This is a genomic window from Leifsonia sp. NPDC014704 (assembly GCF_043083605.1).
Lineage (GTDB): Bacteria > Actinomycetota > Actinomycetes > Actinomycetales > Microbacteriaceae > Leifsonia.
This window is the reverse complement of sequence record NZ_JBIBYW010000002.1, coordinates 1,465,694-1,479,695: the sequence shown is the minus strand read 5'-3', so window position 1 is coordinate 1,479,695 and position 14,002 is coordinate 1,465,694. Positions and strand designations below refer to the sequence as shown.

Here is a 14,002-nt window from a genome sequence, read left to right as displayed (position 1 = left end):
CTCGATCACCTGCGGCCGCGCCCGGCCGCCGCCAGCCCGATCCCTGCGGCGACGGCGACCTCCGCGGCCGCCAGCGCGCCGACCAGCCACGGGTTCGGTCCCACATCGTGCAAGCGCCCGGGTCCGAGCGCACCGGACGACCACCACGCCAGGAGCCCCAGCTCGATCCCGGCGACCGCGCCGATCCCGAGCGCGGTCAGCAGCAGGGCCTGCAGGCCATCGAGCCCCCGAACCGCCGTCCGCGAGCGGACCAGGACACCGGAGACGAAGCCGGCGAGGATCGGGACGACGACACCGACCAGGCCGAAGCTCCACCCGCCGGCGGGGATGATGCCGAAGAGCGGCAGCCCCGGCAACGGGCCCAGCGCGGTGCTGATCGGGCTCACCGACGACCCGGTGCCGAGGGCGAAGCCGGGCCCGACCAGCCACGACGCCATCCACACCACGACGTTCGGGATGACGGCGAGCTGCCCGATGGTCAGCGCCGCTCCCCCGGCGACACCGGTCTGCAGCTGCTCGTAGAGGCTGATGATCGTCCCGTAATTGCCGAAGATCAGCAGCGCGACCACCAGAGCGGCCACGCCGATCACGATGGCGGTCGCCGCCGTCCCGGCCCGCAGTGCGGCGGCCGCGCCGGTGCGCAGGGCGCCGGGGATCGGCACGGTGGCGGTCCGCAGCACGGAGAGGACGGCCGGCGCGGCCGCCCGGCCCGGCGAGGAGCCGCCGATGCCGCCGTCGAGCGCGCCCGTCGCATCCCGATCCCCCGACGCGGGAACGGACCCGGCCTCGGCGGGCGCCCCGCCGCGCAGCGCGGCGAAGCCGAATCCGGCGGCGATCCCGACCCCGTAGACGAAGGGCGGCAGGATGATGCCCTGCCAGAGAGACGGCTGCGCCACCGCGGAGCCCGCGGTCAGGACCACGAGCGTCGAGATCACCGCGAAAGCCGCCAGCGCGCTCAGGGCACCGACCGCGCGCTGATCGGTCTCGGCTGCGCGCATCCCGGTCCAAACGCCCAGCCCGGCGGTCAGGGCGGCGAACCCGAGCAGCGCGATCGTCACCTGGAACGGCACCGCCGCGGCCGGTAGGCCGAGTTGCGCGACCGTCTGCGGATCGAGAGCGATGGTCAGGTTGACCCCGTGGCCGACCAGCCAGATGTCGGCGGCGGAACGCCACACGACCGTGAAATCGGCGCCGAGCTGGTACTGCGCCGCCCAGAGGATCGTGATCGGGACGAGACAGATCCCGATGCCGATGGCGGCGACGATGAGCGCCTCCAGCGCGGCGAGCAGGGCGACGGTTGTGCGACTCATGACCGAACGGAGCCTACCGGCGCGCACGCGGCCCGGAGGGCCGACACTTCGGCGCTCAGGAGACCGTGACCACCGGCGTCTCGTCGTCGGCCTGCTCCGGCACGGTGATGACCGGCCGCTGCACCAGTTCGAGGATCGCGACGACCAGCGCCGCGAGCACCAGCGTCCAGATGATCAGAGCCGGTGTGAGCGGGCGGACGAACAGCACGACGGCGGCGGCGATCACCGCCACGGCCGCGCGGAGCAGCGTGCGCTGGGCGTACATCCACTCGCCCGCCCGGCCGGTCGTGATGCCGTGACGCTCCGCCGACTGGCGCACCCAGGCGACACCGTCGCCGAAGAAACCGCGCAGCCTCCGGGGAACGGCGAACGGGCCGGAGAACCACCCGACCACGGCGACAGCGATCGCGAGGACCAGCACGGCGACGGCGGTCGCGATCATCGCATCCGTCACCGTCGAGAACAGCGTCTGCGCCAGCCCCGAGGGGACGAGCGACGGCGACACCGACGAGACGAAGACGAGCCGGCCGATCCCGATCGCGGCCAGGGTGATCCCCATGGCGAGGCCCAGCGCGACCGCAGCCCAGATCAGAGCGAGGGCACGACGGCGGGCGACGACGACGCCCAACGCCAGCAGCCCGATGGCGACCCAGGGCAGCCACGCACCGGCCGCGACCGCCAGCCCGTAGAAGAGCTGCAGAGTGGGGATGGACGAATTCTGTGCAACGGTGATGGTGCGGTCCACCGACGGGATCTGCGCCGCGAACGTCACCCCCTGATCCACCAGCAGCTGTTTCACCCGGTCGATGATCGGGGCGAGCTGGATGCCGACGGAGCCGTCCGACCCGACCGTGATGGCCGCCTTCGGGTCGTTCTGCATCGTCGCGATGAGCTGATCGTGACTCGTCCGGAGCGCCTGCTGCCAGACCTGCGCGAACGCATCCGAGGCGACGAAGCGCTGGACGGTCGAACGCAGCAGCGATTCGATGCCCTGAGCGAGCGGAGCCTTCAGCGACTCCAGAGCCTTGGTGGCGACCGGGCCCGTGCCGAGATCGGTGATGCCGTCGATCACCTGAGACGTCAGCCCGTCGATGTCCACGTTGTCCTGTACGGCTTTCACGGCTTCGTCGGTGACGAACGCCTGGACGCCGGCGTCATGCGCGAGCGGGGCGTAGGTCGAGACGAAGGAGTCGGTGTCCGTCAGCTGGACCTTCGCCCACGACGAGATCACCGCGACGGGCGCGAGGATGGCGCCGAGGACGATCAGGACGGTCGCGAGCAGGGTCCACGCCCAGCTGCGCTGGTGCTTGACCGGCGGGGACGACGCGATCGGCACTGTATCGGCCGCAGGATCGGCGCTCTGCATGCGGAGCGCCGCGTTCTCCTCCTCCAGGGCTGCGATGCGCTGCAGCAGCTCGGTGTTCGTCGGACGAGCCATCAGCGTCTCCTTCCGGCACGGTGCGCTCACTGTAGCGCCGCGGTCGCCGTGTGCGGCAGGGAGTACCTGAGCGGAGTGGCCGGCGCGGGAACGACGAAGGCCGGGACCTCCCGGGTCCCGGCCTTCGCGGTGGTACGTGGCGCGATTACAGCGCGGCGTAGACCTCACGCAGCAGCTCTGCGGTCTCGGACGGCGTCTTGCCGACCTTGACGCCCGCCGCCTCCAGCGCCTCCTTCTTGGCCTGGGCGGTGCCCGCCGAGCCCGACACGATGGCGCCGGCGTGGCCCATGGTCTTGCCCTCGGGCGCCGTGAAGCCCGCGACGTAGCCGACGACCGGCTTGGTCACATTCGCCTTGATGAAGTCGGCGGCACGCTCCTCGGCGTCCCCGCCGATCTCGCCGATCATCACGATGGCCTTCGTCTCCGGGTCGGCCTCGAACGCGGCGAGCGCGTCGATGTGCGTCGTGCCGATGACCGGGTCGCCGCCGATGCCGATGGCGGTCGAGAAGCCGAGGTCCCGGAGCTCGTACATCATCTGGTAGGTCAGCGTGCCCGACTTCGAGACGAGGCCGATCGGGCCCTTGCCGGTGATGGTCGCGGGGGTGATCCCCACCAGCGACTCGCCGGGCGTGATGATTCCGGGGCAGTTCGGGCCGATGATCCGGGTCTTGTTGCCCTTCTCCTTGGCGTAGGCCCACGCCTCTGCGGAGTCCTGCACCGGGATGCCCTCGGTGATCACGACGAGCAGCGGGATCTCGGCGTCGATGGCCTCGACCATCGCGTCCTTCGCGAACGCCGGCGGCACGAAGATGATCGACACATCAGCGCCGGTCTTCTCGATGGCCTCGACGACCGTGCCGAACACGGGGAGCTCGACATCGCCGTGGGTGACGGTCGTGCCGGCCTTGCGGGCGTTGACGCCGCCGACGACCTGGGTGCCGGCCTTCAGCATCAGAGCGGTGTGCTTCGTGCCCTCGCCGCCGGTGATGCCCTGGACGATGACCTTGGAGTCCTTGTTGAGGAAGATAGACATTCTCGTTCGTCCTTCGCTTACTTCGCGGCCAGCTCGGCGGCCTTGTCGGCGCCCTCGTCCATGGTGAGCGCGAGGGTGACCAGCGGGTGGTTGGCCTCGGTCAGGATGCGGCGCCCCTCGTCGACGTTGTTGCCGTCGAGACGCACGACCAGCGGCTTGTTCGCCTCGTCGCCGAGGATCTCCAGGGCCTTCACGATGCCGTTGGCGACCGCGTCGCACGCGGTGATCCCGCCGAAGACGTTCACGAACACGCTCTTCACCTGCGGGTCGTTGAGGATGACGTCGAGACCCGCGGCCATGACCTCCGCGGACGCGCCGCCGCCGATGTCGAGGAAGTTGGCCGGCTTGACGCCCTGGTGCTTCTCGCCGGCGTAGGCGACGACGTCCAGCGTCGACATGACGAGGCCCGCGCCGTTGCCGATGATGCCGACCTGGCCGTCGAGCTTGACGTAGTTGAGGTTCGCCGCCTTGGCCTTGGCCTCCAGCGGGTCGGCCGCGTCCTTGTCCTCGAGCGCCTCGTGGTCGGGGTGACGGAAGTCGGCGTTCTCGTCGAGCGAGACCTTGCCGTCGAGAGCGATGATGTCGCCCTCCTCGGTGAGGACGAGCGGGTTCACCTCGACGAGGGTCGCGTCCTCGCCCGTGTAGACCTCGTAGAGCTTGACGAAGACATCGGCGACATTCTCGACCAGGTCCTCCGGGAATCCGGCGGCCTGGGCGATCTCGACGGCCTTCGCGTGGTCGATGCCGCCGCGCGGGTCGACCTCGACGCGGGCGAGCGCCTCCGGCTTCTCCACAGCGAGCTGCTCGATCTCCATGCCGCCCTCGACGCTGGTCAGCGAGAGGTAGGAGCGGTTGGCGCGGTCGAGGAGCACCGAGAAGTAGAACTCGCGAGCGATGCGGGCGCCGCCGGCGACCATGACGCGACGGACGACGTGGCCCTTGATGTCGAGTCCGAGGATGGCCTGCGCCGCTGCCTCCGCCTCATCGGCGTTCTTCGCGACCTTGACACCGCCGGCCTTTCCGCGACCACCGGTCTTGACCTGCGCCTTGACGACGGTCACGCCGCCCAGCTTCTCGGCAGCCGCACGCACCTCCTCGGGGGTGTCGGCGACGATGCCCGGAAGCACCGGGACCCCGTACTTCTCAAACAGGTCTCTGGCCTGGTACTCGTATAGATCCACGGTTATCCAATCCGCTGGTGTTCCGGTGCGCTCGTGGCTGCCGGCTGATTTCTCCTGACGGTCCGGCGCGAGAATAGCTCGACGCCGAGATAAATTCGCCAGGAAGAACTTTAGACCCTTCCCCTGAACGGGCCGAAACCGGCCGAGGTGTTCACAGGTCCTCGGCGAACGCCGTTGTCCACCGATCCGTCGACAGCGACCACGCGGCGCCGCCGGCGCCGCGACGGTGGAGGCATGACTCATCGACCTTTCACCCTGATCTCCGCTGTGTGCCTCGCGGGGCTCGCCGTCTTCCTCGGCGTCCTCCATGGAGCGCTCACCCCCGCTGCCGGGCCGGCGCGCGCCCTTGTGGGCGACGGCCACGGTCCCGGATACCAGTCGGCCGACGGCTGGTGGCTGGGCGCCTACCATTTCGACGACGGCGCACTGGGCTTCTGCCTGAATCCCGGCAAGGTCGCACCGGTCGGCCTCCAGTACAGCTACGCCGACCCGGCCGGAATGGGCTGGTGGACGCCGGAGCAGTCGGCGATGTTCGCCTACTTCGCCCGCACCTGGGCGGGGAGCAGCGACCGACTCACCGCGGCCGCCGGCCAGCTGGCGACGTGGATGTACGCCGGGATGTCCGAGCCCGAGGCACGTGAGCACGCGGCACGGGCCGGAGCCGACAGCGACCGCGTCTACGCGCGAGCGGTCGAGATGCTGGCCGAGGCACGAAGCCGCGCCTCGACGGGCGTGCGCGCCGCCGTTGTCGTCGAACTCGCCGAGACGGGAGCGGGCCGCCTGCGAGTCGAGCTCACCGTCGATCGCATCGCCGGTCCGGAGCTGCTCCCCAGCGGGGCCCACCCGGTCTCCGTCTCCCTCACGGGAGCCACACTCGACGGCGGCGGGAGCGCCGGCACGATCCGGTCCGGGACCGATGTCGCGATCCGGCCGACCGGCTCGGAGGCCAGCGTCGCCGTGAGCGCCACCGCGAAGACCGGGGAGCTTCCCTACGGCAACCGGATCACCGTCGCTCTGCCGACGACGGATGCTCAGGCCGTGCTGATCGCGGAACCGTCCACGGCGAACGCGCAGGCCGAGGCGCACGCGACCGGTCCGTCACCACTGCCGTTCCAGCCCCAGGTGGTTACGCGAACCTCTCTGGCGGAAGCGCATCCGGGCGCCGAGATCGCGGACCACCTCACCGTGAGTGTCGCCGAGGGTGATGGGCTGTTACCGACCTGGGGAGTTCGTTCCAGCGACGACGGCTTCACCGCCGTCACCGCGGTCGTCGAGAGCACGCTACTCGGGCCGTTCGCCGACCCGATCGCCCACTCCCCCGCACCGCCGCCGGACTCGCCCACCGTCTGCACGGTCGAGACGGTGATCGACGGGGTCGGCGAATACACCACTCCGACCTGCACTCTGCCGGCCGACGGCTACTACGTCTGGACCGAACGCATCGACCCGGGACGTACCGATCCCGATGCAGGCAGCGCACGGGTACACCCGTGGACGTCCGAGTTCGGCATCGCCACGGAGATCACCCGGGCGCAGACTCCCACCGTCCCGGTGCCGGATGTCGAGCCCGCGCTCACTCAGACGCGACTGGCCGACACGGGCGCCGACGCCCTCCTGCCGGCAGTATGGGGCTCCGGCACCGGCGTCGCAGGCGTGCTGCTGCTGATCGCCGGCCGGCTGCGGACCCGCGGAGCCCGTCGCGCACGCGGGAGGCGTGCGGCACTCGAGGGAGCGGTCCTCGACCCCGAGATGGTCGACCGCCCCGGTCGGCCTCCGCACGTCACCGGTCGACGTAACGTGCGCCCCCGGCGAGCCCGCTCGACGTGGGTGGGGCCGTGAGCAGCATGAGACGGTCATTCTCCGGTCCCTCGCAGGAGCCGACGACAGGATGTCCGGGTGCGCAGAAATCCCCGCAACCGTCCCGTCGAGGTCGAGGACATCGTCTCCGAGGCGCTGACCTTGGCAGGCGGAGGCCGTGCGCTTCTGTTGCAGATCGCGCATCCCTCGGTCGGCCAGGGCGTCGTCGAGCACAGCGACTTCGCCGAGCGGCTCATGGACCGGTTCGACGGCACGATGGTCTATCTCACGGCGACCATGTTCGGCTCGGAGGCAGAGCTCGCGGCCATGCGGAGAATCGTGAACCGCGCGCATGCGCCCGTCCGCGGGACGATCGCCGCGGACGGTTCGGCCTACAACGCCTTCGATCCGGAGCTCCAGCTCTGGGTGGCCGCTACCCTCTATCAGACGGTGATGGATCTGCATCGGCGAGTGTTCGGTCCGCTCACCCCCGCACAAGCGGACAGCGCGTACGAGGACCTCTCGGGGGCTCTCTCCAACCTGCAGCTCACCCGCGACCGATGGCCGGCCCGGCGCGCGGACTTCGACGCCTACTGGGAGCGGATGCTCCTATTGCTCGGGGTGAACGACGACGTACGGGCGGTGTCACGGCAGATCCTGCATCCACGTCGCGTGCCGTGGTGGCTCCGCCCGACCCTGCCCCTGGTGCGGCTTGTAACAGCCGGTCTCCTTCCCGAATCGGTGAGACAACAGTTCGGGCTCCCGTGGGACGAGAGGCGGCAGCTCCGGTTCGAGCGGGCGATGCGATGGACCGCGTCGGTCTACCCTCGGCTTCCGCTCCGGCTCCGCCACGTGCCGCGGGAGCGCTATCGGGCGAAGCTCCGGCGGGCGGTCCTCGCACCGGGTGCAGCCGGCCCCGAGGATCGTGGCGCGACGAAGCCGACCGCGCAGCGCTAGGCGTCGAGACCCCGTCGGCGCTCGACGGCGCGGGCGAGCAGCACCAGCGCGATGCCCACGCCCGCGCCGAGGACCGTCTCGAGGACGCGGTCAACGACCAGCACGTTCAGGGGAGTCGGACTCGCCAGGTGCGAGACCGACAGGGCCAGCGGCGTGATGAAGACGAGGGCGGCGCCGTAGTGCCGGGCGACCAGGATCTCGGCGAAGAACTGGCACACCACGATCACGCAGATGATCGCGACGGCCGGAGGCGACCAGACAAGCAACAGGGCCGTCACCCCGACTCCCACGATCGTCCCCACGATCCGGTGCAGGGAACGCGAAATGGAGTGCGCCGCCCGCGCCGGCGGGATCACGGCCACGACGCTCACCACGGCCCAGTAGGCATGACCGAGCCCGAACGCGAGGGCGACACCTCCGGCGATCAGCACGCCGACGACGTTCTGGGCCACCGTGAGCCAGACCCGGGCATCCCTGACGGCGGCTGTGTCGATGCCAGGCCGCCGACGCAGCTCGGGCACGAATCCGGAGCGCCCCAAGGCACTGCGCGCGACGCCCGGGATGCGACGCACCGCCCAGCCGGACATGGTCAGCAGCCACGCGAACGCCGCCGCCGCGACCGCAAGACCGATGCGCGGGAGCGCGTCCGCCGCCGGAGTCGGTACGGCGGCGCAGACCAGCAGGGCGAAGACGAAGAACAGCGCCTGCGGCGGCATCATCTGGAAGACCGTGACGAAGAGGGTTCCGCCGCCGACGACCAGCACCAGCGCAACGGCCACGAGCGCGAGTGGTTCACCGAGCACGGCGAGACCGACGCCGGCGGAAATGCTCACGAGCAGCGCGACAGCCGCGACGGTCAGGGTCCGCACCCGCACCCGGTACGGCTCGTTCCTCCCGTACAGCGCGGTGAACGCACCGAAGGCGGCGTACGCGGTCAGATCGAGCCGACCGGCCGCGAAGAGCAGGAACAGCGGCACCGCGACTGCGACGGCCGCACGCAGACCGACTTCGAGGTTGCGCGGAGTTCCGCCCTTCCGTTCTGCGGGGGCAGCCGCCGTCACAGCTTGTCGATCGGGGCGATCTTGATGAGGAGCTTCTTCGCGCCCACCTTGTCGAACTGGACATGCGCGACGCGCTTCGCGCCCTGCCCGGTCACCTGCGTGACCCGGCCCTCGCCGAAGTCGGAATGGCGGATGCGATCGCCGGGCGACAGCTCGAGGTCGCCGTTGTCGCGGACCTTGCCCGTGACGCGGTTCGGCCACTCCGCCTTCGGGCGCTCCTGGCGGAACGTCGACGACGAGAGCGGGTCGTTCCACCCGGTCCCGCCGGAACCGGCGCCCAGCCCCGGGCGCCGTGCGTTGAGCGCACGGGACTGCGTGCCGCCGCGGCCGTTCGCCGAACCCGGCGACTGGCGCCAATCGATCAGATCGGCGGGGATCTCTTGCAGGTAACGACTCGGCATCGCGACCGCGGTCTCGCCGAACTGCGCGCGCGTCATCGCCAGCGACAGAAACAGGCGCTTTTTCGCACGCGTGATGCCCACGTAGAACAGGCGGCGCTCCTCCGCCGGGCCGCCGGGCTCGTTCGCCGACATCCGGTGCGGCAGGAGGTCCTCCTCGATTCCGGTGAGGAACACGGCGTCGTACTCCAAGCCCTTCGCCGTGTGCAGCGTCATCAGCGACACCGAGCCGCTGGAGTCGTCGATCTCATCCGCGGCCGCTACCAGCGATACCTCGGTGAGGAAGTCGACCAGCGTCCCGTCCGGGTTGTTGCGCGCGAACTCGCGGGTCACGGCGACGAGCTCGTCCACGTTCTCCGCTCGCGCCTCGTCCTGCGGGTCGCGGCTGTTGCGCAGCACCTCGAGGTAGCCGCTGCCGTCCAGGAGGAAGGTCAGGATGTCGGCGACCGGCGAGACTCCGGCCGGGTTCGACGGGTCGATCTTCGCCGCCGCCTCGTCCAGCAGGTTCGACAGCTGCAGGATCGCGTTCGTCACCTTGGGGCCGAGACCCAGCGAGCCCGCGTCGCGCATGGCCGCGCGGAACGTCAGTCCGTTGTCCTCCGCGTAGCTCGCCAGCTGGGTCTCCGTCGCCGGTCCGATGCCTCGCTTGGGCGTGTTCAGGATGCGGCGGAGCGCCAGCATGTCGCTCGGGTTCGCGACCGTGATCAGATACGCCATGGCGTCCTTGATCTCGGCCCGCTCGTAGAACTTCGTGCCGCCCATCACCTTGTACGGCAGGGCCGAGCGGATGAAGATCTCCTCCAGCGCACGGGTCTGGGCGTTGGTGCGGTAGAAGACGGCGATGTCCTTGTAGTCCATCCCGGCGCTGTGCAGCTTCTCGATCTCGTCGGCCACGAACTGGGCCTCGTCGTGGCCCGAGTACCCGGTGTAGCCGACGATCTTCTCGCCGTCGCCGACGGCGGTCCACAGCTTCTTGTCCTTGCGATCGAAGTTGTTGGAGATCACGGCGTTGGCAGCGCTCAGGATGTTCTGCGTCGAACGGTAGTTCTGCTCCAGCAGCACCACCTTCGCGCCCGGGAAGTCGCGCTCGAACTCGACGATGTTGCGGATGTCGGCGCCGCGGAACGCGTAGATCGACTGGTCCGAGTCGCCCACGACGGTGAGCGAGGCGCTCGGGATGACGCCCGCAGCGTCGCGCAGCGGGCCGACATTGCGGCCGTGTGCCTCCAGGTCGTCGGCGATGTCCGGAGCGACCGGCATGGTGAGTTCGCGGATCAGCGAGTACTGCGCGTGGTTGGTGTCCTGGTACTCGTCGACCAGGATGTGCCGGAACCGGCTCTGGTACAGCGCAGCCACCCGCGGGAAGGCGCGGAAGAGGAACACCGTCTCGGCGATGAGATCGTCGAAGTCGAAGGCGTTGGCGCGTCGGAGCTCCCGCGTGTACTGGCGGAAGATCTCGAGGAACATGACCTCTTGCGGGTCGCTCAGGTTGGCCGAGCGCGCGTGGGTCTCCAGATCGGTGAGCTCGTTCTTGAGCTTCGAGATGCGGTTCGCCGCGCTGCCGACGGTGAATCCGAGAGTGTCGGCGTCGAGCTCCTTGATGATGCGCTTCAGCAGTGCGCGGGAGTCGCCCGAGTCGTAGATGGTGAAGCTCGGCGTCTTGCCGATCGTCTCGGCCTCGCGCCGGAGGATGCGCACGCAGGCCGAGTGGAACGTCGAGATCCACATTCCCTGCGCCTTACCGCCGAGCAGCTGCTCGACGCGCTCGCGCATCTCGTTGGCCGCCTTGTTGGTGAAGGTGATGGCCAGGATCTCGCTCGGCCACGCCTCGCGGCTCTCGATCAGCCCGGCGATGCGCCGGGTCAGGACGCTGGTCTTGCCGGAGCCTGCACCTGCCACGATGAGCAGCGCCTGCCCACGGTACTCGGCCGCTTCGCGCTGCTGCGGGTTCAGCCCTTCGAACAGGCGCTCGCTCGGCCCGCGCCAGTGGCCGGAACCACCCGGGCCTCCCGTTCCGCGCGAGCCCCGCCCGCCGCCCGTGCCCCGGCCGGAGCCCGGGGTCGCGTCGACGTCGGTGCCGTCGCCCTGCCACCCGTCCAGGATGATCGGGACGGAGGAAGGGGTGGTCTGCGGGGCGTCGGGAAGGCTCGTCATGTCTGCAGTCGATTTTAGTCGCTGCCACCGTCATTCGGCCGCGAGCGCGGTCAGCGACCGTCGCGCACGGCCACCGCCAGGTCGGGGTGGTCCGCGAACACGCCGTCCACGCCGGAGTGCAGCAGGATCGAGAAGTAGCGCCGCCAATCCCCCCAGGCCCCCTCGGCGTCACCGCTCCGGAACTCGGCGGGAAGCGTCCCGTTCTCCGGGCGCAGAGTCCAGCAGAACACCGCAAGGCCCGCTGAGTGCGCGAGATCGACCAAGTCGGAGGTGACCGCGCCGACATCTGCGGCGTCGTCCTCCCCGAACAGCGCCATCGACACCGAGCCGGAGGACAGCACGAGCGAGGTCTCGACGCTGATGCCGTCGACCCGGTCCGCGGCCGACGGCGCCGCAGAGCCCAGCGCATACAGACCGCGGAGGCTCAGGTCGGTGTCGTACCCGGGCGCCGACGACCCGAGTGCCGCGACGCGATCCGCGGGCGCGCCCGCATCCTCCAGCAGATACACGCGCCGGCCCCGGAATCCGCGCTCGTGCAGCTTCGCCAGCACGGTGTGCTCGAAGCTCTCGACCACCACGCCGGCGCGATCCGTCCAGCCCGCCTCCGCGAGATCGCGCAGCAGGAGCTCGTCAAGCGGATACCCCGCGGCCTCGAAATACGTCGCGTGCTTCAGCTCGGCCACCAAGCCGGGCGGCCGCGACGATCCCTCCCCCGCGCGGTCGATCAGTTCGAGCAGGTCGCTCAGACGCAACAGCGGATAGTGCCCGTCGAACGTCGAGCTGTGCTGCCGCAGAGCCGGGATGCGCTCCCGGGCCCGCACGGTGGACAGCTCGTCCCAGGTGAAGTCCTCCGTGAACCACCCGGTCACGGCGATCCCGTCGACCTCCTTGGTCGTCCGGCGATCGGCGAACTCTGCCCGCTCGGCGATATCGGTCGTTCCGGAGATCTCGTTCTCGTGGCGAAGGACGAGCACGCCGTCCTTCGTTGCCACGATGTCAGGCTCGACGGCGTCGGCACCCAGCTGGAACGCCAGCTCATACGAGCCCTGCGTATGTTCCGGCCGATACCCCGGAGCCCCGCGGTGACCGATGACCACGGGAGCCGTTCGCGCGCGCATGGCCCGATCCTAGCCCGGGGTACGCGCGCGCCCGCGGGACCGGAATACCGGGTTGTCGACGCGCCAGGAGTGCCAGAATCGACGGGTGTCCGCCGATCCGAGCACGGCCCCTTCGCCCCGCGACCCCGCGGGGCCCGACGCCGCCGCGCTCGCCGGCGCGGGCTGGAGGGAGCCCGCGTCCCTCCTCCCGCTCCGCTGGGGCGGCTACCGCCCACGGCTGATCGCCGGACTCGCGATGCTCGTCGTCGGAACCGCGTGCGTGCTCGGGACCACGACGTACAGCCTTGCGTTCCTCCTCATCGGATCGCTCATGCAGCCGGCCGGCTGGGCCGTGCTCCCCTCGACGATCGGCCGGCGCGTCGCCGTCCCGCTGCCCGTCCTCGGGTTCACCTGGCTCATGCTCGGCGGCTCCGGCTTCGCCTGGTGCTACGCGGTCGTCCTCGCCGCCTGGCTGCTCGTCCGTCTCCGCCCGCTCCCGTCGTTCGCCGTCCTCCTCCTCCCCGCCGCCTGGAGCGCCCTCCTCCCCCTGTTCGTGCACGACTACGAGCACGGCTGGATCACCATCGCCACGAGCACGACGGTCATCGTCGGGGCCGCCTGGCTGGCGAAATGGATCGCCATCCGATTCGATTCATGGCAATCTGTCAGAACTCTCAGAAAAGAACCCCGTAGATTTGACTGAAGACGACCGTTAACCGGTCCACCCATAGAACGAGGAGCTCATGGCACTCAACAACCCGGCCTTCTCTACGAACCCGGCGTTCTCCACCAACGGTCAGGCCGCGACCGTCTCCGCCGAGAACCTGGAGCAGATGTACCAGTCGCCGTCGGCGACGGCCGCGGACACCGACCGGATGACGGTCGAAGACACCATCACGAAGACGGCGATCTGCTTCGTCCTCCTGCTCGCGGGCGCCGGCGTCGGCTGGTTCGTCCCTGTTCTCGCCATCCCCGCCGCGATCGTCGGCTTCGTGCTGGCGCTCGTCAACATCTTCAAGCGCAAGCCCTCGCCCGGGCTGATCCTCGGCTATTCGGCAGCACAGGGTATCTTCCTCGGCGCCATCTCGATGTTCTTCGAGTCGCAGTGGTCGGGCATCGTCATCCAGGCGGTCATCGCGACCTTCGCCGTCGTGGGCGTCACCCTGGCGCTCTTCGCGTCGGGCAAGATCCGCGCCTCGGCGAAGGCGACGAAGATCTTCCTCATCGCGATGTTCGGCTACCTCGCCTACTCGCTGGTCAACCTGGTCCTCATGTGGACGGGCGTGACCGGGGGCAGCTTCGGGCTGAACAGCGTCGAGCTCGGCAACACCGGCATCAAGCTGGGCCTGATCATCGGCCTCCTGGTCGTCCTCCTCGGCGCCTACTCGCTGGTGCTCGACTTCGACGCGATCAAGCAGGGTGTCGCCAACCGCGCCCCGCGCATCTACGGCTGGTCGGGTGCCTTCGGCGTCATGGTCACGGTCATCTGGCTGTACCTCGAGATCCTCCGCATGCTGGCGATCTCGCGCGACTGACCCCACGTTTCACGACGAAGGCCCGGGATGCTGAACCACAT

11 protein-coding genes are annotated in these 14,002 nt (G+C 69.9%); 4 read left to right on the top strand and 7 right to left on the bottom strand.

The window, feature by feature from the left end:
- Nucleotides 1–5: 5 nt before the first annotated feature.
- From ACF1AJ_RS18680 to sucC, 4 genes are all read right to left on the bottom strand, one after another.
- Nucleotides 6–1,310 (bottom strand): DUF6350 family protein, encoded by a 1,305-nt coding sequence (locus ACF1AJ_RS18680; protein ID WP_391508682.1) that lies wholly within the window; start codon nt 1,308–1,310, stop codon nt 6–8.
- A gap of 55 nt (nt 1,311–1,365) precedes the next feature.
- Nucleotides 1,366–2,748: a hypothetical protein gene (locus ACF1AJ_RS18675; protein ID WP_391508681.1), complete on the bottom strand. Its 1,383-nt coding sequence runs from the start codon at nt 2,746–2,748 to the stop codon at nt 1,366–1,368.
- Between the two features lie 145 nt (nt 2,749–2,893).
- The gene (gene sucD, locus ACF1AJ_RS18670) at nt 2,894–3,781 is read right to left on the bottom strand and encodes a succinate--CoA ligase subunit alpha (protein ID WP_018191900.1); all 888 of its coding nucleotides are present in this window, start codon (nt 3,779–3,781) and stop codon (nt 2,894–2,896) included.
- 17 nt (nt 3,782–3,798) lie between these two features.
- A complete protein-coding gene (sucC, locus tag ACF1AJ_RS18665; protein WP_391508680.1) occupies nt 3,799–4,962 on the bottom strand; it encodes an ADP-forming succinate--CoA ligase subunit beta in 1,164 nt (387 codons plus the stop codon).
- Nucleotides 4,963–5,196: 234 nt separating this feature from the next.
- Here sucC and ACF1AJ_RS18660 point away from each other — a divergent pair, with 234 nt between their 5' ends.
- Together ACF1AJ_RS18660 and ACF1AJ_RS18655 are read left to right on the top strand one after the other, a co-directional pair.
- Entirely contained in the window at nt 5,197–6,801 is a 1,605-nt protein-coding gene (locus ACF1AJ_RS18660; protein WP_391508678.1) for a hypothetical protein, read from the top strand.
- A gap of 57 nt (nt 6,802–6,858) precedes the next feature.
- Nucleotides 6,859–7,716 (top strand): oxygenase MpaB family protein, encoded by an 858-nt coding sequence (locus tag ACF1AJ_RS18655; RefSeq protein ID WP_391508677.1) that lies wholly within the window; start codon nt 6,859–6,861, stop codon nt 7,714–7,716.
- Here ACF1AJ_RS18655 and ACF1AJ_RS18650 read toward each other — a convergent pair.
- The 3 genes from ACF1AJ_RS18650 to ACF1AJ_RS18640 are packed head-to-tail and all read right to left on the bottom strand — an operon-like array spanning nt 7,713 to nt 12,447.
- Nucleotides 7,713–8,777: an FUSC family protein gene (locus ACF1AJ_RS18650; RefSeq protein WP_391508676.1), complete on the bottom strand. Its 1,065-nt coding sequence runs from the start codon at nt 8,775–8,777 to the stop codon at nt 7,713–7,715. The two genes, ACF1AJ_RS18655 and ACF1AJ_RS18650, sit on opposite strands and share 4 nt — an antisense overlap.
- Nucleotides 8,774–11,329, bottom strand: a complete 2,556-nt coding sequence (locus tag ACF1AJ_RS18645) for an ATP-dependent helicase (protein ID WP_391508675.1) — start codon at nt 11,327–11,329, stop codon at nt 8,774–8,776. The genes ACF1AJ_RS18650 and ACF1AJ_RS18645 overlap by 4 nt, the downstream gene beginning before the upstream one ends.
- 50 nt (nt 11,330–11,379) lie before the next feature.
- The gene (locus ACF1AJ_RS18640) at nt 11,380–12,447 is read right to left on the bottom strand and encodes a glycerophosphodiester phosphodiesterase family protein (RefSeq protein ID WP_391508674.1); all 1,068 of its coding nucleotides are present in this window, start codon (nt 12,445–12,447) and stop codon (nt 11,380–11,382) included.
- Nucleotides 12,448–12,532: 85 nt separating this feature from the next.
- Between ACF1AJ_RS18640 and ACF1AJ_RS18635 the strand changes: the two genes are divergently transcribed.
- Nucleotides 12,533–13,129, top strand: coding sequence for a hypothetical protein (locus ACF1AJ_RS18635; protein ID WP_391508673.1), 597 nt, complete (start codon nt 12,533–12,535; stop codon nt 13,127–13,129).
- Between the two features lie 40 nt (nt 13,130–13,169).
- Nucleotides 13,170–13,961, top strand: coding sequence for a Bax inhibitor-1/YccA family protein (locus tag ACF1AJ_RS18630; protein WP_391508672.1), 792 nt, complete (start codon nt 13,170–13,172; stop codon nt 13,959–13,961).
- Nucleotides 13,962–14,002: the final 41 nt, after the last annotated feature.

Coding starts and splice junctions, on each gene's coding strand:
- ACF1AJ_RS18680 (WP_391508682.1), bottom strand. CDS start 1,310: ATGAGTCGCACAACCGTCGCCCTGCTCGCCGCGCTGGAGGCGCTCATC.
- ACF1AJ_RS18675 (WP_391508681.1), bottom strand. CDS start 2,748: ATGGCTCGTCCGACGAACACCGAGCTGCTGCAGCGCATCGCAGCCCTG.
- sucD (WP_018191900.1), bottom strand. CDS start 3,781: ATGTCTATCTTCCTCAACAAGGACTCCAAGGTCATCGTCCAGGGCATC.
- ACF1AJ_RS18660 (WP_391508678.1), top strand. CDS start 5,197: ATGACTCATCGACCTTTCACCCTGATCTCCGCTGTGTGCCTCGCGGGG.
- ACF1AJ_RS18645 (WP_391508675.1), bottom strand. CDS start 11,329: ATGACGAGCCTTCCCGACGCCCCGCAGACCACCCCTTCCTCCGTCCCG.
- ACF1AJ_RS18640 (WP_391508674.1), bottom strand. CDS start 12,447: ATGCGCGCGCGAACGGCTCCCGTGGTCATCGGTCACCGCGGGGCTCCG.
- ACF1AJ_RS18630 (WP_391508672.1), top strand. CDS start 13,170: ATGGCACTCAACAACCCGGCCTTCTCTACGAACCCGGCGTTCTCCACC.